A 20,698-nucleotide genomic window follows, 5' to 3' on the forward strand; every position below is an offset into this window, starting at 1 on the left:
ATGGGGGGAAAGCTCGTGACGCAGAGTACTCATACCTGCCGTCGCGCAACAGTCGGCTACTCCGGGGGAGTCACACCGTCCTCAATCGGGCGAGACGCGGCTCACCCGGACACGTGCAGTACCGTCGGCGGCGCTCCCCTTCTCCTTTAACGACCCGTCCCGTGAGGCGGGGAAGGAGGCCCCTCGTGGCCGAGCCTGCCCTCGGTGCGCCCACCCCCGGCGCGCTGATGTCCGCCGACGACGTCGCCCGTGTGGTCGACCGGGTCGCGCACCAACTCATCGAGCGCGCGGCCGCCGGCCGGGCCGGAACTTCCCAGGGAGCGGCGCCCGACGGTGGCCTCACCGACCTGGTCCTGGTCGGTGTCCCCACCCGCGGCGCCCCGCTGGCCCGTCGGCTGGCCGGCCGGATCGAGGCGTTCACCGGCACTGCCGTCGACGTCGGCACCGTCGACATCACCCTCTACCGCGACGACCTGCGGCTCCGCGGTGTGCGCGCGCTGGAGGACACCCGGCTGCCCGCCGCCGGCATCGACGGCCGGCTGGTCGTGCTGGTCGACGACGTGCTCTTCTCCGGCCGCTCGGTGCGTGCCGCGCTGGACGCGCTGCGCGACCTGGGCCGGCCCCGCGCCGTCCAGCTGGCCGTGCTGGTCGACCGTGGCCACCGCGAGCTGCCGATCCGCGCCGACTACGTGGGCAAGAACGTACCCACGTCGCGTACTCAGCAGGTCAAGGTGAAGCTGGCCGAGATCGACGGGGTCGACGAGGTCGTGGTGGCCGATCCGGCCGGTGCGGAGGCGACCCGATGAGGCGCCACCTGCTCGAGGCCGCCGATCTCGATCTCGGCGACGCGACGCTGGTCCTCGACACCGCCGCGCAGATCGATGCCGCGCTGGCCGGCCGCGAGGTGAAGAAGCTCCCCACCCTGCGCGGCCGCACGGTGGTCAACCTCTTCTACGAGGACTCCACCCGGACCCGCATCTCCTTCGAGCTGGCCGCCAAGCGGCTGTCCGCCGACGTCATCAACTTCTCCGCCAAGGGCAGCAGCGTGTCCAAGGGGGAGAGCCTCAAGGACACCGCGCAGACGCTGGAGGCGATGGGCTCGGACGCGATCGTCATCCGGCACGGGGCCTCCGGCGCCCCGCACCGGCTGGCCCAGTGGGTGCGTGGCAGCGTGGTCAACGCCGGCGACGGCACCCACGAGCACCCGACCCAGGCCCTGCTGGACGCCTACACGATCCGCCGGCGTCTGGGCCGGCTCGACGGGGTCCGGGTGGTCCTCGTCGGTGACGTGCTGCACAGCCGGGTGGCCCGCTCCAACGTGGGGCTGCTGCACACCCTCGGCGCCGACGTGACCGTGGTCGCGCCGCCGACGCTGCTGCCGGTGGGGGTGGGCAGCTGGCCGGTGACGGTCAGTTACGACCTGGACACCGTCCTGCCCAAGGCCGACGTGGTGATGATGCTGCGCGTGCAGGGCGAACGGATGAACGCCTCGTTCTTCCCCTCCGCCCGGGAGTACAGCCGGCGCTACGGGCTGGACGCCCGGCGGATGGCGTTGCTCCCCGACGACACGATCGTCATGCACCCCGGCCCGATGAACCGCGGCATGGAGATCGCCGCCGAGGTCGCCGACTCGGTGCGCTCCACCATCGTCGAGCAGGTCGGCAACGGCGTGAGCGTGCGGATGGCCGTTCTCTATCTCCTGCTCGGCGGCGCTCCGGAGGGCTCCTCGTGACCACGTACCTGATCAAGAACGCGCGCCCCTACGGCGAGGACGCCGTCGACCTGGTGCTGCGCGACGGCGACATCGCCTCCATCGGCGAGAACCTCACCGCGCCCGGCGCCGAGGTGGTCGACGGCACCGGGCTGGTGCTGCTGCCCGGCCTGGTCGACCTGCACACCCACCTGCGTGAGCCGGGCCGCGAGGACGCCGAGACGGTCGAGTCCGGCAGCCGCGCGGCCGCGCTGGGCGGGTTCACCGCGGTGCACGCCATGGCCAACACCGACCCGGTCGCCGACACCGCCGGCGTGGTCGAGCAGGTGTGGCGGCTGGGCCAGGAGGCCGGCCTGGTCGACGTCGTCCCGGTCGGTGCGGTGACCGTCGGTCTGGCCGGCGCCCAGCTGGCCGAGCTGGGCGCGATGGCCGACTCCGCCGCCCGGGTGCGGGTCTTCTCCGACGACGGGCACTGCGTCGCCGACCCGGCGCTGATGCGCCGCGCGCTGGAGTACGTGAAGGCGCTCGACGGGGTCGTGGCCCAGCACGCGGAGGAACCGCGGCTGACCGTCGGCGCCCAGATGCACGAGGGCGACCGGTCGGCCCGGCTGGGGCTCACCGGCTGGCCGGCGGCCGCGGAGGAGGCGATCATCGCCCGCGACGTGCTGCTCGCCCAGCACGTGGGGGCCCGGCTGCACGTCTGCCACGTCTCGACGGCCGGCTCGGTGGAGCTGCTGCGCTGGGCGAAGTCGCGCGGGGTGCAGGTCACCGCCGAGGTGACGCCGCACCACCTGCTGCTCACCGACGAGTGCGCCGAGGGCTACGACCCGGTGTTCAAGGTGAACCCGCCGCTGCGGACGGACGTGGATGTGGCTGCCGTCAGGCTCGGATTGGCCGACGGCACGATCGACGCCGTCGCCACCGACCACGCCCCGCACGCGGTGGAGGACAAGGAGTGCGAGTGGGCCATGGCCCGGCCCGGGATGCTGGGGCTGGAGCAGGCACTCTCCGTCGTCGTCACCACGATGATGAGCCCGGACGGGCCGGGCCCGGGCCGGCTGGACTGGCGGGCGGTCGCCGATCGCATGTCGGTCCGGCCCGCCGCCATCGGCCGGCTGGCGGGCCACGGCCGGCCGATCGCCGCCGGCGAGCCGGCCAACCTGGTGCTGGTCGACCCGGCGCACCGGGGGACGGTCGACCCGGCCGCGCTGGCCAGCCGCAGCCGCAACAGTCCCTACGCCGGCCGGGAGCTCCCCGGCCGCGTGGTCGCGACGTTCCTGCGCGGAACGCCGACCGTTCTCGATGGAAAGGCAGTGAAGTGAGTTCGAGAGAGGCGCTCCTCGTCCTGGAGGACGGGCGCGTGTTCCGGGGCGAGGCCTACGGCGCGATCGGCACGACGGTCGGTGAGGCGGTGTTCTCCACCGGGATGACCGGCTACCAGGAGACGCTCACCGACCCCAGCTACCACCGCCAGGTCGTGGTGATGACCGCCCCGCACGTGGGCAACACTGGCGTGAACGGCGAGGACGACGAGAGCCGCCGGATGTGGGTGGCCGGCTTCGTCGTGCGCGACCCGGCCCGCCGCCCGGCGAACTGGCGGGCCACCGGCAGCCTGGACGACGAGCTGATCGCCCAGGGCGTGGTCGGGATCAGCGGCATCGACACCCGTGCGCTCACCCGGCACCTGCGTGACCGCGGCGCGATGCGGGTCGGGATCAGCAGCGAGACCACCGACAGCGACGCCCTGCTGGCCCGGGTCACCGCCAGCGAGAGCATGACCGGCGCCGACCTCGCGCCCGAGGTCAGCGTGGCCGAGCCCTACGTCGTCCCGGCGGTGGGGGAGAAGCGCTTCACCATCGCCGCACTCGACCTGGGTATCAAGACCGCCACGCCGCGCTACCTGGCCGAGCTCGGCGTCGAGACCCACGTGCTGCCGGCGACCGCCACGGCCGCGGACCTCCTCGAGCACGGCCCGGACGGCGTCTTCCTGTCCAACGGACCCGGCGACCCGGCGGTCGCCGACTACGCCGTCGCCGCCGTGCGCGGGGTGCTCGACGCCCGCCGCCCGCTGTTCGGCATCTGCTTCGGCAACCAGATCCTCGGCCGAGCCCTGGGGCTGGGTACCTACAAGCTGCGCTTCGGCCACCGCGGGCTCAACCAGCCGGTGCTCGACCGGGTCAGCGGCACGGTGCGGGTCACCAGCCACAACCACGGCTTCGCCGTCGACGCCCCGCTCGACCGCGCGGTCGACACGCCCTACGGGCGGGTCGAGGTCAGCCACGTCGGGCTCAACGACGACGTCGTGGAGGGCCTGCGCTGCCTGGAGGTGCCGGCGTTCAGCGTGCAGTTCCACCCCGAGGCCGCGGCCGGCCCGCACGACGCCAATCCGCTGTTCGGCCGGTTCGTCGAGCTGATGGCCGCCGAGCACGACCAGCCCAGCGGCGAGCACGCGGTATCCCCACCGCCGATCGTCGAGCACACGACCGGGGAGAAGAGCTGACATGGCCAAGCGCACCGATCTGCAGCACGTGATGGTGATCGGCTCCGGGCCGATCGTCATCGGGCAGGCCAGCGAGTTCGACTACTCCGGCACCCAGGCCTGCCGGGTGCTCAAGTCCGAGGGCCTGCGGGTCAGCCTGGTCAACAGCAACCCCGCGACGATCATGACCGACCCCGAGGTCGCCGACGCCACCTACGTCGAGCCGCTGACCCCCGAGTTCGTCGAGCGGGTCATCGCCGCCGAGCGGCCCGATGCCCTGCTGGCCACGCTTGGCGGTCAGACGGCGCTGAACATCGCCATCGGCCTGTTCGAGAACGGCGTGCTGGAGAAGTACGGCGTGCAGCTCATCGGCGCCGACGTCGACGCGATCAACCGGGGCGAGGACCGCCAGGTCTTCAAGGACATCGTCCGCTCCATCGGCGCCGACGCACCCCGCTCCACCGTCTGCTCCACCGTCGACGAGGCGATCGCGACGGCCGGCGAGGTCGGCTACCCCGTCGTGATCCGGCCCAGCTTCACCATGGGCGGGCAGGGCTCGGGCATCGCCACCGACGAGGCGATGCTGCGCCGGATGGCCGGCCACGGGCTCAACGACTCCCCGGTGCACACCGTGCTGATCGAGGAGTCGGTGCTGGGCTGGAAGGAGTTCGAGCTGGAGCTGATGCGCGACCGCAGCGACAACGTGGTGGTCATCTGCTCGATCGAGAACATCGACGCAATGGGGGTGCACACCGGAGACTCGGTGACCGTCGCCCCGGCGATGACCCTCACCGACCGCGAGTACCAGGAGATGCGCGACGTCGGCATCGCGGTGCTCCGCGCGGTGGGCGTCGAGACCGGCGGCTGCAACATCCAGTTCGCCGTCCACCCGCACACCGGCCGGCTGGTCGTCATCGAGATGAACCCGCGGGTGTCCCGGTCCAGCGCGCTGGCGTCGAAGGCGACCGGCTTCCCGATCGCCAAGATCGCCGCGAAGCTGGCCATCGGCTACACCCTCGACGAGATCACCAACGACATCACCGGGGTCACCCCGGCCTCGTTCGAGCCGTCGCTGGACTACGTGGTGGTGAAGATCCCGCGGTTCGCGTTCGAGAAGTTCCCCGGCGCGGACCCGCGGCTGACCACCACGATGAAGAGCGTCGGCGAGGTGATGGCCATGGGCCGCAACTTCACCGAGGCGCTGGGCAAGGCGATGCGCTCCACCGAGACGAGCGCCGCCGGCTTCTGGACCGACGGTGCCGGGGACGGGAACACGGGCGGGAACGCGGCCGGGCGCACCGCCGACGAGCTGCTGGACCAGTTGCGGGTGCCCGTCGACGGCCGGCTCTACCTCGCCGAGCGTGCGCTGGCCGCCGGCGCCACGGTCGGGCAGGTCAGCGAGGCCAGCGGATTCGACGAGTGGTTCGTCGACCAGATCGCTCTGGTCCATGAGATCGGCACCGCCGTCCGGGACGCCCCGTCGCTCACCCCCGAGCTGCTGCGCCGGGCCAAGCGGCACGGGTTGTCCGACCGGCAGGTGGCCGCGCTGCGGCCCGAGCTGGCCGGTGAGGACGGCGTCCGCACGCTGCGCTGGCGGCTGGGCATCCGGCCGGTCTACAAGACCGTGGACACCTGCGCCGCCGAGTTCGCCGCCACCACGCCGTACCACTACTCCTCCTACGACGAGGAGACCGAGGTACGGCCGCGTACCAGGCCGGCCGTGCTGATCCTCGGCTCGGGTCCGAACCGGATCGGCCAGGGCGTGGAGTTCGACTACTCCTGCGTGCATGCGGTGATGGCCCTGCAGGACGCCGGCTACGAGGCGGTGATGGTCAACTGCAACCCCGAGACCGTCTCCACCGACTACGACATCGCCGACCGGCTGTACTTCGAGCCGCTGACCTTCGAGGACGTCCTCGAGGTGGTGGAGGCCGAGCGCGCGGCCGGCCCGGTGACCGGGGTCATCTGCACGCTGGGGGGCCAGACGCCGCTGGCGCTGGCGCAGCGGCTCAAGGACGCCGGCGTGCCGGTGCTGGGCACCTCGCCGGAGGCCATCGACGCCGCCGAGGACCGCGGCGCCTTCTCCCGGGTGCTGTCCGACACCGGGCTCACCGCGCCGAAGCACGGCATGGCGACGACGTTCGCCGAGGCCAGGGAGATCGCCGCCACCATCGGCTATCCGGTGCTGGTGCGCCCCTCGTACGTGCTCGGCGGGCGCGGCATGGAGATCGTCTACGAGGACGCGACGCTGGAGGCCTACATCACCAAGGCCACCGACGTCAGCACCGACCACCCGGTGCTGGTCGACCGGTTCCTCGAGGACGCCGTCGAGATCGACGTCGACGCGCTCTACGACGGCACCGAGCTGTTCCTGGGCGGGGTCATGGAGCACATCGAGGAGGCCGGTGTGCACTCCGGCGACTCGGCGTGCGCGCTGCCGCCGATCACCCTGGGCGTCACCGACGTGGCGGCGATCCGGGCGGCCACCGAGGCGCTGGCCGTCCGGATCGGCGTGCGCGGGCTGATGAACGTCCAGTACGCGCTCAAGGACGACATCCTGTACGTGCTGGAGGCCAACCCGCGGGCCAGCCGCACGGTGCCGTTCGTGTCCAAGGCGACCGCCGTCCAGCTGGCCAAGGCGGCGGCCCGGATCGCGGTGGGGGAGACCATCGCCGACCTGCGGCTGGCCGGGGTGTTGCCCGACGGCGACGGCGCCGACCTTCCGGCGGACGCCCCGATCGCGGTGAAGGAGGCGGTGCTGCCGTTCCACCGGTTCCGCACCATCGAAGGCCAGGGCGTGGACACCGTGCTGAGCCCGGAGATGAAGTCCACCGGCGAGGTGATGGGCCTGGACACCGAGTTCGGCACCGCGTTCGCCAAGTCCCAGGCCGCGGCCTACGGCGACCTGCCCACCGGGGGCACGGTGTTCGTGTCGCTGGCCAACCGGGACAAGCGGTCGGCGGTCTTCCCGGTCAAGCGGCTGGCCGACCTCGGCTTCTCGGTGCTGGCCACCGCCGGCACCGCCCAGGTGCTGCGCCGCAACGGGGTTGTCTGCGAGGTCGTCGGCAAGTACGGCGACGGGCCGGGCAACTGCGTGGAGCGGATCCTGGCCGGCGACGTCGCCATGGTGGTGAACACCCCGTTCGGGGCGCCCGGCAACGGCGGGCCCCGGCTGGACGGCTACGAGATCCGCACCGCCGCGGTCGCCGCCGGCATTCCCTGCATCACCACCGTGCAGGGCATGGCGGCGGCGGTGCAGGGCGTGGAGGCCCTCCAGCGCGGGGACATCGGGGTGCGCAGCCTGCAGGACCTGCACGCGTCGCTGGCCGCCTCCCGCGTCGCCACCCGGGCGGCCCGGCCGTGACCGTCCCCGACGGAGGCCAAAGTCGCGACTTTGGCCCAGAAGGGCCCGACGTCGCGGGCCCGAGTAGGGGCCAAAGTCGCGACTTTGGCCCCCTGCTGACCCGGCCGGCGCCGCCGGCCCGCTCCGCGCCGGTGCAGCGCACTGCCCGGGTCGCCGCGACCCGGCCGGTCGGGGCCTACGTCGAGCTGGCGCTGGACGCCCCCGACATCGCCGCGACCGCGCAGCCGGGGCAGTTCGTCGCCTTCGCCGTCGGCGGGCCCACCTCGGCGATGCTGCTGCGCCGCTCGATCGCGATCGCGGGGGTCGGCGAGGGCCGGGTCACCGTCGTCGTCGCACCGCACGGGCCCGGCTCGTCCTGGCTGGCCGGGCGCCGGGCCGGCGACGACGTCGACGTGCTGGGCCCGCTCGGCCGGCCCTTCCCGATGCCGCCGCCCGGCACCCCGGCGTTGCTGGTCGGCGGCGGGTACGGCGCGGCGGCGCTGGTCGGGCTGGCCGCCGAGCTGCGCGCGGCCGGGTCGAGGGTGGCCGCGGTGTCCGGAGCGGCCACGGCCGGGCGGCTGTGCTCGGTCGATGAGCTCACCGCCCTCGCTGACCCGGTCGTCGTCACCACCGACGACGGCAGCGCCGGCCGGCAGGGCCGGGTCACCGACGCCGTCGCCGAGCTGGTGGGCGAGGCCGGCGTCGTCTACGCCTGCGGCCCGATGGGCATGCTGCGCGCGGTGGCCGAGGACGCCGGTGCGGCCGGCGTGCCCTCCTACGTGGCCGTGGAGGAGTCGATGGCCTGCGGTATCGGGGTGTGCATGACGTGCGTGCTGCCGGTGGTCGGCGCCGACGGGTGCACGCGCCTGTCCCGGTCCTGCGTCGAGGGCCCGGTGTTCGGCGGTGATCGCGTGCGGTTCGCCGACGTCGGCACGCTGACCTGGGACGTCGTCGGCGCCGATGCGATGGGGGTGGGGGCGCCGTGACCGGCTTGGCCGTCCCGTGGGGCCAAAGTCGCGACTTTGGCCCCACGGGGGACGTCGACATGTCGACCGCCCTGGGCAGCGCGCCGCTGGTCAGCCCGGTGCTCACCGCTTCGGGTTGCTCGGCCTTCGGTCGCGAGCTCGAGCCGTTCTTCGACCTGCGCTCCATCGGCGCGGTGGTGACCAAGTCGGTGCAGCTGCGCACCCGGTCCGGGCGGCCGACGCCGCGGATGGCCGAGACCCCCAGCGGAATGCTCAACTCGATCGGCCTACAGGGGCCGGGGATCGACGGGTTGCTGGCCGAGGACCTGCCCTGGCTGGCCGAGCGCGGCGTGCCGGCGTTCGTCTCCATCGCCGGCACCCGGGTCGAGGACTTCGCCGAGCTCGCCGCCCGGCTGCGCGGCGTGCCCGGCGTGCTGGGCCTGGAGGTGAACATCTCCTGCCCGAACGTGGAGAGCCGTGGCGAGGTGTTCGCCTGCGACCCGGTCGCCGCCGCCGACGTGGTCGCCGCGGTGCGGGCCGCGGCCGATCCCGCGCAGCCGGTCTACGCCAAGCTCAGCCCGGACGTCACCGACATCGTTCCGGTGGCCCGCTCCGTCGCCGCGGCCGGCGCCGACGGCCTGTCGATGATCAACACCCTGCTGGGGCTGGTCATCGACCCCGACACGATGCGCCCGGTGCTGGGCGGGGTCACCGGTGGCCTGTCCGGGCCGGCGATCCGGCCGGTCGCGCTGCGGTGCGTGTGGCAGGTGCACCAGGCGCTGCCCGAGGTGCCGATCCTGGGCATGGGCGGCATCCGCACCGGCCTGGACGCGCTGCAGTTCGTGCTGGCCGGCGCCCGCGCGGTCTCGGTCGGTACGGCGGTGTTCAACGACCCCTCCGCCCCCGCGCGGATCCACGCCGAGCTGGCCGCGGCGCTCGGCGCGCGCGGTTTTCCCTCGCTGCGCGACGCCGTCGGGTACGCGCACCGATGATCGCACCGTTCGGGCAGCGGCTGGCCGACGCGGTGGCCGCCCGGGGGCCGCTGTGCGTGGGCATCGACCCGCACGCGCGGCTGCTGGCCGCCTGGGGGCTGACCGACGACCCTGCCGGGCTGGCCCGCTTCACCGACACCGTCGTCGAGGCCCTCGCCGGGCACGTGGCGGTGCTCAAGCCGCAGCTGGCGTTCTACGAGCGGCACGGGTCCGGCGGGATCGCGGTCCTGGAGGAGGCGGCGGCCCGGGCCCGGGCCGCCGGCGCGCTGGTGCTGCTGGACGCCAAGCGCGGCGACATCGGTTCGACCATGGAGGCCTACGCCGACTACCTGCGCCCCGGGCACCCCCTCGCCGTCGACGCGATGACCGTCAGCCCGTTCCTCGGCCCCGGATCGCTGCAGCCGGCCGTCGACACCGCCCGGCTCACCGGCGGCGGGCTGTTCGTGCTGGCCCGGACGTCCAACCCGGACGCCGGCACGCTCCAGCACGCGCTGGTGGCCGATCGCAGCGCCGCCCAGGTCGTGGTGGACGCCGTGCGCGGCTGGAACACCCCGGGCTGGGTGGTGGGCGACCCGCTGCCCGACATCGCCGCCGTCCGAGACGTGCAGAGCCGCTGGGGCTCCGCCACCGGGTCGTTCGGCGTCGTGGTGGGCGCGACCCTGCGCGACCTGGACGTGGACCTCGACGGGCTCGGCGGGCCGGTGCTCGCGCCCGGGCTGGGCGCGCAGGGTGGCTCGGTGGCCGACCTGCGGCGGCTGTTCGGTGCCGGCACCGCCGTCGTCCCCACCGTCTCGCGCGACGTGCTGGACGCCGGGCCGGACGCCGCCGCGCTGCGGGCCGCGGCCGACCGGTGGACGGCCGAGCTCGCCGGGTGAGGCGCGCCGGACCCTGGCTGGTGCTCGGCCTCGGCGTCGTCCTGGCGGCGGCCGGTGTCGGGGTCTTCTGGGTGACGAACCTGGCGCCCGGCGGCGGTGCGGGCTGGTCGGCCTACGCGCCGCTCGAGCCCGGTGACCCGGCCCCGCCCGGTGCCGGCTGGCGCGTGCTGTGGACCCGCGGGCACCTGGTGGGCGCCGCGCTGCTCGTCCTGGGGCTGCTGCTGCTCGCCGCCGTCGGCGGGTGGCTGCTGGGCCGGCGGTCGGGTGGACGGCCGGTGTCGGGAGGGTGACGCGCCGGTGACCCGGCGTTGTGCTGCGCGTACTGACCGATAGCGGAACCCGCCGGTCCGGCGTGTCGCGGGGGGAGCACACCGTTCCGGCGCCGGGAACACCGGGCCCAGCGTGACCAGCGCGTTCGCAGTGACTAGGTTGGCGCCCAGGCTCGTGTCCCGGGCCCGTTCCGCGTACGACCACCGACCAGCACACCGCGCCGGCGACCTCGCCGGCATGAGATTGATTGGGTTGCTCCGTGCCCCTTCCTGAGTTGTCTCCCGAACAGCGCGCTGCCGCCCTGGAGAAGGCCGCCGCGGCCCGCAAGGCCCGCGCCGAGCTGCGCGAGAAGCTGAAGAGCAAGGGCGCCACCGTCGGTGACGTGCTCAAGCAGGGCGAGACCGACGAGGTCATCGGCAAGATGCGGGTCTCGGCGGTGCTGGAGTCCCTGCCCGGCGTCGGCAAGGCCCGGGCCGCCAAGATCATGGAGCGGCTGGAGATCTCCCCGACCCGCCGGGTCCGTGGGCTGGGCGCGAACCAGCGCAAGGCGCTGGAGGCCGAGTTCGCCGACGAGGTCGTCGAACCCTGAGTTCCGTCCCCACCCCGACCAGCACGCACTCCTCGAGGACGCCGAGAGTGGCCCGCCCCTCTGCCCGTCTGACGGTGCTCTCGGGTCCGTCGGGGGTGGGGAAGGGCACCGTCGTGGCCGAGGTCCGGCGCCGGCACCCGGAGGTCTGGGTGTCGGTGTCGGTCACCACGCGTCAGCCGCGGCCGGGTGAGGTGGACGGCGAGCACTACCATTTCGTCGATGCCGAGTACTTCGACTGGCTGGTCGCCAACGACGGCCTGCTGGAGTGGGCCGAGTACGCGGGCAACCGGTACGGCACGCCCAAGGCCCCGGTCGACGAGCAGCTGACGGCCGGGGCGCCGGCCCTGCTGGAGATCGAGCTGCAGGGCGCCCGTCAGGTGCGGGTCCGGGCGCCGGACGCCCAGCTGGTCTTCCTGGCGCCGCCCTCGTGGGCCGCGCTGGTCAGCCGGCTGGCCGGCCGGGGCACCGAGCTGCCGGAGGTCCAGTCCCGCCGGCTGGCCCTCGCCCAGGCCGAGCTGGATGCCGCGGGGGAGTTCGACGTGGTGGTCGTCAACGACGACGTGGCCCGGGCTGCCGACGAGTTGGTAGGCTTGTTGACTGCGCCCCCGCCCAGCCGCCGTTCCGCCCGGAACGCGGCCGAGCGGAGCGCCCCCGAGTGAGAACGGTGTCCCGGCCACCCCGGCCCCCGGTCCGCTCCCGCAATCGAAGAAGGAGCACGCTCGCCCGTGTCCGGAGTCGCACCCGCCCCTGAGGGCATCACCAACCCGCCCATCGACGAGCTGCTCGAGCGCACCAGCAGCAAGTACGGGCTGGTCATCTACGCCGCCAAGCGCGCGCGTCAGATCAACGCCTACTACAGCCAGCTCTCCGAGGGTCTGCTGGAGTACGTCGGCCCGCTGGTCGACACCGCTCCGCAGGAGAAGCCCCTGTCGATCGCGCTGCGCGAGATCAACGAGGGCCTGCTGACGCACACCGCCGGCGAGAACTAGGAGAAGGACCCCTCTGCCCCCCACGCCTCGCGAGCTCGGCGCGGGACCCTGCAGAGGGGCCGACGGCTGGTGGCGTTGCCACCGGCTGTCCCGCCCGTTGTGATGACGCCCCTGGCAGCTGCCGGGGGCTTCGTCGCGCCTGGGGGAGGATGGGTCGCATGAGCCGGATCGTGCTGGGCGTGGGTGGCGGCGTCGCCGCGTACAAGTCCGCGCTGCTGCTGCGGGAGCTCACCGAGGCCGGGCACGACGTTCGCGTCGTGCCGACCGCCTCGGCGCTGCGCTTCGTGGGCGCGGCGACCTTCGAGGCATTGTCCGGCCACCCGGTGAGCACCGAGGTCTGGGACGACGTCCCGGAGGTGGCCCACGTCCGGATCGGCCAGACCGCCGACCTGGTGGTGGTCTGCCCGGCCACCGCCGACCTGCTGGCCCGGGCCGCGGCCGGCCGCGCCGACGACCTGCTCACCGCCACCCTGCTCACCGCGCACGCACCCGTCGTCTTCGTGCCGGCCATGCACACCGAGATGTGGCTGCACTCCGCGACCCAGGACAACGTGGCGACGCTGCGCCGCCGCGGCTCGGTGGTCCTGCCGCCGGCGGTCGGCCGGCTCACCGGACCCGACTCGGGGCCCGGGCGGCTCCCCGAGCCCGCCGACGTCGCCGCGCTGCTGTCGGTGGTGCTCTCCGGTGGTGCCGCGGCGCTGGCGCCCGACCTCGGCGGCCGGCGGGTGGTGGTCAGCGCCGGTGGCACCCGGGAGCCGCTGGACCCGGTGCGGTACCTGGGCAACCGCTCGTCGGGGCGGCAGGGCTGGGCGCTGGCCCGGGTCGCCGCCGCCCGCGGCGCCGAGGTGGTGCTGGTCGCCGCCAACGTGGCGGATCCCGCGCCGTTCGGCGTGCGCACGGTCCCGGTCGGGACGGCGGAAGAGCTGCGCGCGGCGATGCACGCCGAGTGCGCCGGGGTCGACGGCTCCCGGCCCGCCGACGCGGTCGTGATGACCGCCGCGGTGGCCGACTTCCGGCCGGCGACGGTGGCGGACACGAAGCTGAAGAAGGGCAGCGCCGCGGAGCCCAGCTCGGTCGCGCTGGTCCGCAACGCCGACGTCCTTGCCGAGCTGGTCAGCGCGCGTCCGGCCGGTCAGCTGGTCGTCGGCTTCGCCGCCGAGACCGGCGATGCCGAGGGCGACGTGCTCGCCCACGCGCGGGCGAAGCTGGCCCGCAAGGGCGTGGACGTGCTGGTGGTCAACGACGTCTCGGCCGGTCAGGTGTTCGGGCACAGCGACAACGAGGTCACCGTGCTCGGCGCCGACGGCAGCACCACCGCGGTCCCGTCCGGGCGCAAGGACGCCGTGGCCGCGGGCATCTGGGACGCCGTCGTCGGCCGGCTGCCCGCCGCGGCCCCACCCGCCGGCTGACCCGTCGTCCACCGGGAGTCGATGCGACCGGGCGGGCCGACGGCGGGCACCGGTACCGTCAACGACCGGGCCCCGGCCCACCGCCGCTGTCGACCGACGCAGGGAGAACCCAGTGCCACGCCGTCTCTTCACCTCCGAGTCGGTGACCGAGGGCCACCCCGACAAGATCGCCGACCAGATCAGCGACTCCATCCTCGACGCGATGCTGGCGCAGGACCCGCGCAGCCGGGTCGCCGTCGAGACCCTGATCACCACCGGGCAGGTGCACATCGCCGGTGAGGTGACCACCTCCGGCTACGTCGACATCGCCGACATCGTGCGCAAGACGGTGCTGCGGATCGGCTACGACTCCTCCCGCAAGGGCTTCGACGGCGCCTCCTGCGGGGTGAGCGTTTCCCTCGGCGCCCAGTCCCCGGACATCGCCCAGGGCGTGGACATCGCCTACGAGGCCCGAACCGGCGGGCTCGCCGACCCGGACCGGAACGCCGAGGTGCGGGCGGCGATCGCCGAGGACCTGATCGACAAGCAGGGCGCCGGTGACCAGGGCCTGATGTTCGGCTACGCCACCGACGAGACCCCCGAGCTGATGCCGCTGCCGATCGCGCTCGCCCACCGGCTGTCCAAGAGGCTGTCCGCGGTGCGCAAGGACGGGTCGGTGCCCTACCTGCGGCCCGACGGGAAGACCCAGGTCACCGTGGTCTACGAGGACGACCGGCCGGTCGCCGTCGACACCGTGGTCGTCTCCTCCCAGCACGCGGAGGACATCTCGATCGAGACGTTGCTGGCGCCCGACGTGCAGGAGCTCGTCGTCGAGCCGGAGCTCGCCGCGCTCGGGCTGCCCACCACGGGCTACCGGCTGCTGGTCAACCCCACCGGCAAGTTCGTCATCGGCGGCCCGATGGGCGACGCCGGCCTGACCGGACGCAAGATCATCGTCGACACCTACGGCGGCATGGCCCGGCACGGCGGCGGCGCGTTCTCCGGCAAGGACCCGTCGAAGGTCGACCGGTCCGGCGCCTACGCCATGCGCTGGGTGGCCAAGAACGTCGTCGCGGCCGGGCTGGCCCGCCGCTGCGAGGTGCAGGTCGCCTACGCGATCGGTGCGGCGCACCCGGTGGGCCTGTTCGTCGAGACCTTCGGCACCAACACGGTGCCCGAGGAGGCGCTGGAGAAGGCGATCGGCGCGGTGTTCGACCTGCGCCCCGGCGCGATCGTCCGCGACCTGGACCTGCTCCGCCCGATCTACGCCCCGACGGCGGCCTACGGTCACTTCGGCCGCACCGACCTCGACCTGCCCTGGGAGCGGCTGGACCGCGTCGAGGCACTGCGCGCTGAGTTCGGCCCCCAGGCGCCCGGCTCCTCGTCCCACTGAGGAAGGACCCCTCTGCCCCCCACGCCTCGCGAGCTCGGCGCGGGCCCCTGCAGAGGGGCCGTTCCACGCGATAGCAACGACGGACTGGAGCGTTGGTGATCGCCCGGGTCGTCGTCGACGTGCCCCTGGCCCACCTGGACCGGCCCTTCGACTACGCGGTGCCCGACGAGCTGGTCGCCGACGTGCGTGCCGGCTGCCGGGTGCGGGTGCGCTTCGCCGGGAAGCTGGTCGACGGGTTCGTCCTGGAGCTCGCCGACACGACCGAGCACACCGGCAAGCTGGCGCCGCTGGCCAAGCTGGTCTCCGGTGAGCAGGTGCTCACCCCCGAGGTCGCCGCGCTCGCCCGCTCGGTGGCCGACCGGTACGCGGGCTCCATGACCGACGTGCTGCGGCTGGCGCTGCCGCCGCGCCGGGCCGCGCCGGAGAAGCGACCGGTCGCCGACCGCCCGGCCCCGCCGCCCGCACCCGACCCGGCCGGCTTCGGCCGCTACCCGACCGGTGCCGCGCTGCTGACCGCGGTCGCCGAGGGACGCCCGGCCCGGGCGGTCTGGACGGCGCTGCCGGCCGAGGACTGGCCGACCCGGCTGGCCGAGCTGGCCCAGGCGGCGCTGTCCGGCGGCCGCGGCGCGCTGCTGGTGGTGCCCGACGGCAAGGACCTCGATCGGCTGGCGGCCGCCGCCGAGCGGCTGCTGCCGCCCGGCTCCGTCGCCGTGTTGCGCGCCGACTCGGCACCCGACACCCGGTACGCCCGCTTCCTGTCCGCCTCGCGCGGCAGCGCCCAGGTGGTGCTCGGCACCCGTGGTGCGGTGCTCGCCCCGGTCCGGGACCTGGGTCTGGTGGTGATCTGGGACGACGGCGACGATCTGCACGCCGAGCCCCGCGCCCCCTATCCGCACGCCCGCGACGTGCTGGTGCACCGAGCCCACCTGGCCTCCTGCGCGGCGGTGGTCGCCGGAACGGCCCGGACCGCAGAGGCCGCGCTGCTCGTCGAGTCCGGCTGGGCGCACGAGCTGGTGGCCGACCGGGCCACGCTGCGTGCAGCCGCGCCGCGCGTGCAGGCCGTCGGCGACGAGTTCGAGCAGGCGCGGGATCCGGCAGCCCGCAGCGCCCGGCTGCCCAGCCTCGCTTTCCGGGTGGCCCGGGAGGCGCTGGCGGCGGGCACCCCGGTGCTCGTCCAGGTGCCCCGCGCCGGGTACGCGCCCGGGCTGTCCTGCGAGCGGTGCCGTGCGCCGGCCCGCTGCACCCACTGCGCCGGGCCGCTCGGCGTGTCCGCGACATCCGGCGCCGGTGGCTCCCGGGTGGCGGCCTGCCGCTGGTGTGCCCGCCCGGCGGCCGGCTTCTGCTGCCCGCACTGCTCGGGCACCCGGCTGCGCGCTTCGGTGGTCGGCTCGGCCCGCACCGCGGAGGAGCTGGGCCGGGCCTTCGCGGGGGTCGTCGTCCGGATGTCCGGCCGGGGCTCGGGCGTGCTGGCCACCGTTCCACCCGGTCCCGCGCTGGTGGTCGCGACGCCCGGCGCGGAGCCGGTCGCCGAGGGCGGCTACGGCGCCGCGCTGCTGCTGGACGCCTGGGCGCTGCTCGGCCGCGCCGACCTGCGCGCCGGGGAGGAGACGATGCGCCGGTGGGCGAACGCCGCCTCGCTGGTCCGCTCCGGCGGGCAGGTGGTGGTGGCCGCGGACGCCGGGCATCCGGTGGTCCAGGCGCTGGTGCGCTGGGACCCGGCCGGGCTGGCGGCCCGTGAGCTCGCCGACCGGCGGGAGCTGGGCTTCCCGCCGGTCACCCGGATCGCCGCCCTGTCGGCGTCCCCGGCGGCGCTGGCCGACTTCCTGGGCGCCCTGCGGCTGCCCGAGGGCGCCGACGTGCTGGGCCCGGTGCCCGAACCACCGCGACCGGGTGCCGGGGCGCCCGGTGCGGGGCCGGACGACGAGCGCGAGCGCTACCTGGTGCGGGTGCCGCGCACGCAGGGAGCGGCGCTGGCCCGCGCGCTGCACGACGTGCAGGGGGTGCGCAGCGCGCGCAAGGCGAACGAGCACGTGCGCGTCGAGCTGGACCCGCTGGACCTCGCGTAGCACATGGCGACCCTTCGGGCCGCACCGCGGCCATGAGCCGTCCCCGGCCGCCGCAGAGCCGTTGCCCGCAGTGCCGGCGGGAGCCTCCGGCCCCGCGCCGGCCCTCCGGAGCCGACTGGCGTCGGCGGCCGTGTCCGGTCAGGTGCCTCTCTTGGGCAGCGGGCGGCCCGCAGGGTCGCGATGTGCTCAGCTCTCGGACAGCAGTGCCTCGAGCTCGCGGTCCAGGGCCTCGGACGCGTCGTCGGCGGCGGCGCGGGCGGCGGCCCGCTCCCACCAGATCGGCAGCGTCGACAGGGCGGTCGCCACCCCGGCCAGCGCACCGAGCAGCAGGTGCGGGTGCCGGGAACCGCGGCGGGACAGCGCCCGTGCCGCGGGCCCGTCCACGACGGTCACGGCCAGCCCCCACGCGCCACAGACCAGCCCCGACGCCATCGCCGCGGTGGTGTCGGACGCCGGCGCCGGTTCGGAAGGTAGCCCGCGGGCCATCCGGCGCAGCGTGGGCAGCTCCTTGACCAGCATGTCGGCGCAGGTGACGGCGAGCAGCCCCGCGTAGACGGTGGCGCGCTGCCGGGACCGGGCGGGGAGATCCAGCGCTGCCTCGGCGCCGCCGACGAGGAGCCCGTCGACGAGGCTGCTGAGGAGGGCGCGCAGGCGATGGCGGAGGTGCGGGGCCATGCCCCGCACCCTAGCCAGGTGCGGCCCGCCGGCCCCGTGCGCGCGCCGCCTAGGATCGTCCGGTGAGCGTGACCCCGATCCGGATCATGGGCGACCCGGTGCTGCGCGCCCCGGCCGCCCCCGTCGTCGACTTCGACGCCGAGCTGCGGCAGCTGGTCGCCGACCTGACCGACACCATGCACGCCGCCGGCGGCGCCGGCATCGCCGCGCCGCAGATCGGTGTCGGGCTGCGGGTGTTCACCTGGTACGTCGATGGCGAGGTCGGCCACCTGGTCAACCCCGACGTGACGCCGGTGGGCGAGGAGACCGAGGAGGACGCCGAGGGCTGCCTGTCCATCCCGGGCTTCCGGTTCGACTGCCGTCGGCACCTGTACGTGGCCGCCACCGGCTGGAACATGCACGGCGAGCCGATCCGGGTGGAGGGCTCGCACAAGCTGGCCCGCGCCATCCAGCACGAGACCGACCACCTCGACGGCGTGCTGTTCGTCGACCGGCTGGACGCCGAGGCCCGGGCCGCCGCGCTCGCGGTGCTGCAGGACGCCGCGTGGCAGGGAGAGCAGGCCTGGCTCCCGTCGGGCGAGCCGCTTCCGGCGCCCGTGGTGAAGGTGAGCCCGCACTGAGGCTCCTGTTCGCCGGCACCCCGGCGCCGGCCGTCGTCGCGCTCGAGGCGCTGCTGGCCTCCGAGCACGAGGTGGTCGCCGTCCTGACCCGGCCGGACTCGCGGTCGGGGCGGGGGCGGAAGACCAGCCGGTCCCCGGTGGCCGAGCGCGCCGACGCCGCCGGCATCCCGCTGCTCCAGCCCCGCTCGCCGCGGGACCCGGACTTCCTCGAGCAGCTCGCCGCCCTCGACGTCGACTGCGCGCCCGTGGTGGCCTACGGCGCGCTGGTGCCGCCGGCAGCCCTCGGCGTCCCGAGGCACGGCTGGATCAACCTGCACTTCTCGCTGCTGCCCGCCTGGCGCGGCGCCGCGCCCGTGCAGCACGCGATCATGGCCGGTGACGAGGTGACCGGCGCCGCGACGTTCCGGCTCGAGGCCGGGCTGGACACCGGTCCGGTGTACGGCGTCGTGACCGAGCCGATCGGCCGCACCGACACCGCCGGCGACCTGCTCGACCGGCTCGCGGTCAGCGGCGCCCGCCTGCTGGTGGCCACCCTGGACGGCGTCGGGGCAGGCACGCTCGTCCCCGAGCCGCAGCCGGCGGAGGGGGTCAGCCTGGCGCCGCGGATCGAGACCGCCGACGCCCGCGTCGACTGGAGCCTGCCCGCGCACGTGGTCGATCGGCGGGTCCGCGGGGTCACCCCCGCTCCCGGCGCCTGGACGACCTGGCGCGGCGATCGGCTGCGGCTGGGCCCGGTCCGGCCCGAGGCCGGCGCCCCGGAGCTGGCGCCCGGGGAACTGGCGGTCGGACCGGACGGAGTGTTCGTGGGCACCGGGCGCGGCGGCGTCCGCCTCGGGCAGGTGCAGCCGGCCGGAAAGCGGATGCTCGGTGCCGCCGACTGGGCGCGCGGCGCCCGGCCGGCACCGGGGGAGAGGTTGGGCGCATGAGCCAGCCACCACGGCGCGGACCGGGCCGGGGCCCGGGCAACCAGCGCCCGCCGCAGCGGCGGCACCGTCCCGTCCTGGACGGCGCGCGGCTCACCGCCTACGACGTGCTGGACGGCGTGACCAGCCGTGCGGCCTACGCCAACCTGCTGCTGCCCCAGCTGCTGCGCGAGCGGCAGCTGGAGCCGCGCGACGCCGGTTTCGCCACCCAGCTGGCCTACGGCGCGCTGCGGGCCACCGGCACCCTGGACGCGGTGCTGTCCACGCTGGTGTCCCGGCCGCTGGCCGAGCTCGACCCGCGGGTGCTCGACCTGCTCCGGTTGGGCGCCTACCAGCTGATCGACCTGCGGGTGCCGGCGCACGCCGCGGTCGACACCACCGTCGCCCTCACCCGGGCGATCGTCGGCACCGGCGCCTCCGGCCTGGTGAACGCGGTGCTGCGCAAGGTGGCCGCCGGCGGCGACCGGGACGCCTGGGTGGCCGCCCTGGCCCCGGCGGACGAGGACTCCCGGCTCGCGTTGACCACCGACCATCCCCGCTGGATCGTCGACGCCTGGCGCGACGCCCTGGACGATCCCGCCGAGGTGGAGGCTGCGCTGCTCGCCGACGACGCCGCCCCCGAGGTGCACCTGGTCGCCCGGCGGGTCGGCCGGGACGAGCTGGTGGCCGAGTCCGGGGGCGAGCCGGGCCCCTGGTCGCCGTACGCGGTGCGGCTGGCCGGCGGCGACCCCGGCCGGATCGGTGCGGTGCGCTCCGGCGACGCCGCCGTGCAGGACGAGGGCAGCCAACTGGCCGCGCTCGCGCTGGCCCGGGTGCCGCTCGACGGTCCGGACACCGCCTGGCTGGACATGTGTGCCGGCCCCGGTGGCAAGGCTGCGCTGCTGGCCGCCGTGCGTCCCGGCGGCGTGCACCTGACCGCGGCCGACCGGGCCGAGCACCGGGCCGAACTGGTCCGCTCGGCGCTGGCCGGGAACGCCGACGTCGACGTCCGGGTCGTCGACGGCACCGCGCCGGACTGGCCGGCCGGCTCCTTCGACCGGGTGCTGCTCGACGCCCCGTGCACCGGGCTGGGCGCGCTGCGTCGCCGTCCCGAGGTCCGCTGGCGGCGCACTGCCGCCGACGTCGCCCCGCTGGCCGACCTGCAGCGGGCGCTGCTGGACAGCGCGCTGGCAGCGGTCCGGCCCGGGGGAGTGGTCGCCTACGTGACCTGCTCCCCGCACACCGCCGAGACCGTCGACGTGGTGGGCGCGGCGGCCGGGCGGGAGGACGTGGAGGTGCTGCCGGTGGCCCCGCTGTTCCCCGAGCTGCCGGGGCTGGCCCGCGGCGGGTACGGGCAGCTGTGGCCGCACCGGCACGGCACCGACGCGATGTTCATCGCGCTGCTGCGCCGCACCCGGTAGCCGGCGGCGGGGCGGGGCGC

The 20,698-nt window shown here is 75.1% G+C and carries 19 protein-coding genes; 18 read left to right on the forward strand and 1 reads right to left on the reverse strand.

The annotated features are described in order from the left end of the window. The first annotated feature begins 185 nt into the window (after positions 1-185). The 15 genes from pyrR (at position 186) to ACYVG5_RS00705 (ending at position 17,060) form a co-directional block, all read left to right on the forward strand. Entirely contained in the window at positions 186-806 is a 621-nt protein-coding gene (pyrR, locus tag ACYVG5_RS00635) for a bifunctional pyr operon transcriptional regulator/uracil phosphoribosyltransferase PyrR (RefSeq protein ID WP_460682884.1), read from the forward strand. Next, on the forward strand, positions 803-1,732 hold the full coding sequence (locus tag ACYVG5_RS00640; RefSeq protein WP_222045040.1) for an aspartate carbamoyltransferase catalytic subunit: 930 nt from the start codon (positions 803-805) through the stop codon (positions 1,730-1,732). Before pyrR ends, ACYVG5_RS00640 begins: the two co-directional genes overlap by 4 nt. Continuing rightward, entirely contained in the window at positions 1,729-3,033 is a 1,305-nt protein-coding gene (locus ACYVG5_RS00645) for a dihydroorotase (protein WP_222045042.1), read from the forward strand. The genes ACYVG5_RS00640 and ACYVG5_RS00645 overlap by 4 nt, the downstream gene beginning before the upstream one ends. Continuing rightward, positions 3,030-4,211: a glutamine-hydrolyzing carbamoyl-phosphate synthase small subunit gene (gene carA, locus ACYVG5_RS00650; protein WP_222045044.1), complete on the forward strand. Its 1,182-nt coding sequence runs from the start codon at positions 3,030-3,032 to the stop codon at positions 4,209-4,211. The genes ACYVG5_RS00645 and carA overlap by 4 nt, the downstream gene beginning before the upstream one ends. 1 nt (position 4,212) lies before the next feature. Further along, positions 4,213-7,554 carry a carbamoyl-phosphate synthase large subunit gene (gene carB, locus ACYVG5_RS00655; protein ID WP_222045046.1) on the forward strand — a complete coding sequence of 1,114 codons (3,342 nt, stop codon included), beginning with the start codon at positions 4,213-4,215 and terminating at the stop codon, positions 7,552-7,554. A 131-nt stretch (positions 7,555-7,685) separates the two neighbouring features. Next, positions 7,686-8,519 carry an iron-sulfur cluster-binding protein gene (locus ACYVG5_RS00660; protein WP_460682885.1) on the forward strand — a complete coding sequence of 278 codons (834 nt, stop codon included), beginning with the start codon at positions 7,686-7,688 and terminating at the stop codon, positions 8,517-8,519. After that, positions 8,516-9,490: a dihydroorotate dehydrogenase gene (locus ACYVG5_RS00665; protein ID WP_460682886.1), complete on the forward strand. Its 975-nt coding sequence runs from the start codon at positions 8,516-8,518 to the stop codon at positions 9,488-9,490. Before ACYVG5_RS00660 ends, ACYVG5_RS00665 begins: the two co-directional genes overlap by 4 nt. Further along, positions 9,487-10,365: an orotidine-5'-phosphate decarboxylase gene (gene pyrF, locus ACYVG5_RS00670; protein ID WP_222045049.1), complete on the forward strand. Its 879-nt coding sequence runs from the start codon at positions 9,487-9,489 to the stop codon at positions 10,363-10,365. The genes ACYVG5_RS00665 and pyrF overlap by 4 nt, the downstream gene beginning before the upstream one ends. Next, positions 10,362-10,655, forward strand: coding sequence for a hypothetical protein (locus tag ACYVG5_RS00675; protein WP_222045051.1), 294 nt, complete (start codon positions 10,362-10,364; stop codon positions 10,653-10,655). Before pyrF ends, ACYVG5_RS00675 begins: the two co-directional genes overlap by 4 nt. Positions 10,656-10,894: 239 nt before the next feature. Beyond that, positions 10,895-11,224: an integration host factor, actinobacterial type gene (gene mihF, locus ACYVG5_RS00680; RefSeq protein ID WP_222045053.1), complete on the forward strand. Its 330-nt coding sequence runs from the start codon at positions 10,895-10,897 to the stop codon at positions 11,222-11,224. 47 nt (positions 11,225-11,271) lie between these two features. Beyond that, complete coding sequence (gmk, locus tag ACYVG5_RS00685; protein ID WP_222045056.1) at positions 11,272-11,883, forward strand: guanylate kinase; 612 nt, start codon at positions 11,272-11,274, stop codon at positions 11,881-11,883. Between the two features lie 66 nt (positions 11,884-11,949). Continuing rightward, positions 11,950-12,213: a DNA-directed RNA polymerase subunit omega gene (rpoZ, locus tag ACYVG5_RS00690; protein WP_014741310.1), complete on the forward strand. Its 264-nt coding sequence runs from the start codon at positions 11,950-11,952 to the stop codon at positions 12,211-12,213. A 158-nt stretch (positions 12,214-12,371) separates the two neighbouring features. Next, complete coding sequence (gene coaBC, locus ACYVG5_RS00695; RefSeq protein WP_222045058.1) at positions 12,372-13,622, forward strand: bifunctional phosphopantothenoylcysteine decarboxylase/phosphopantothenate--cysteine ligase CoaBC; 1,251 nt, start codon at positions 12,372-12,374, stop codon at positions 13,620-13,622. Positions 13,623-13,734: 112 nt separating this feature from the next. Beyond that, positions 13,735-14,994: a methionine adenosyltransferase gene (metK, locus tag ACYVG5_RS00700; RefSeq protein ID WP_222045060.1), complete on the forward strand. Its 1,260-nt coding sequence runs from the start codon at positions 13,735-13,737 to the stop codon at positions 14,992-14,994. A 95-nt stretch (positions 14,995-15,089) separates the two neighbouring features. After that, positions 15,090-17,060 carry a primosomal protein N' gene (locus tag ACYVG5_RS00705; RefSeq protein WP_460682887.1) on the forward strand — a complete coding sequence of 657 codons (1,971 nt, stop codon included), beginning with the start codon at positions 15,090-15,092 and terminating at the stop codon, positions 17,058-17,060. Between the two features lie 186 nt (positions 17,061-17,246). On the opposite strand, the gene ACYVG5_RS00710 is transcribed toward ACYVG5_RS00705, so the two are convergent. After that, positions 17,247-17,735, reverse strand: a complete 489-nt coding sequence (locus ACYVG5_RS00710; RefSeq protein ID WP_222045062.1) for a hypothetical protein — start codon at positions 17,733-17,735, stop codon at positions 17,247-17,249. A 62-nt stretch (positions 17,736-17,797) separates the two neighbouring features. Between ACYVG5_RS00710 and def the strand changes: the two genes are divergently transcribed. From def to ACYVG5_RS00725, 3 genes are read left to right on the forward strand one after another with little or no spacing between them, the layout of a single operon-like run. Next, positions 17,798-18,355, forward strand: a complete 558-nt coding sequence (def, locus tag ACYVG5_RS00715; RefSeq protein WP_222045064.1) for a peptide deformylase — start codon at positions 17,798-17,800, stop codon at positions 18,353-18,355. Further along, a complete protein-coding gene (gene fmt, locus ACYVG5_RS00720; RefSeq protein ID WP_460682888.1) occupies positions 18,280-19,281 on the forward strand; it encodes a methionyl-tRNA formyltransferase in 1,002 nt (333 codons plus the stop codon). The genes def and fmt overlap by 76 nt, the downstream gene beginning before the upstream one ends. Then, on the forward strand, positions 19,278-20,678 hold the full coding sequence (locus tag ACYVG5_RS00725) for an RsmB/NOP family class I SAM-dependent RNA methyltransferase (protein WP_222045066.1): 1,401 nt from the start codon (positions 19,278-19,280) through the stop codon (positions 20,676-20,678). Before fmt ends, ACYVG5_RS00725 begins: the two co-directional genes overlap by 4 nt. The last annotated feature ends 20 nt before the right edge of the window (positions 20,679-20,698 follow it).

This window comes from Modestobacter lapidis (assembly GCF_054780755.1).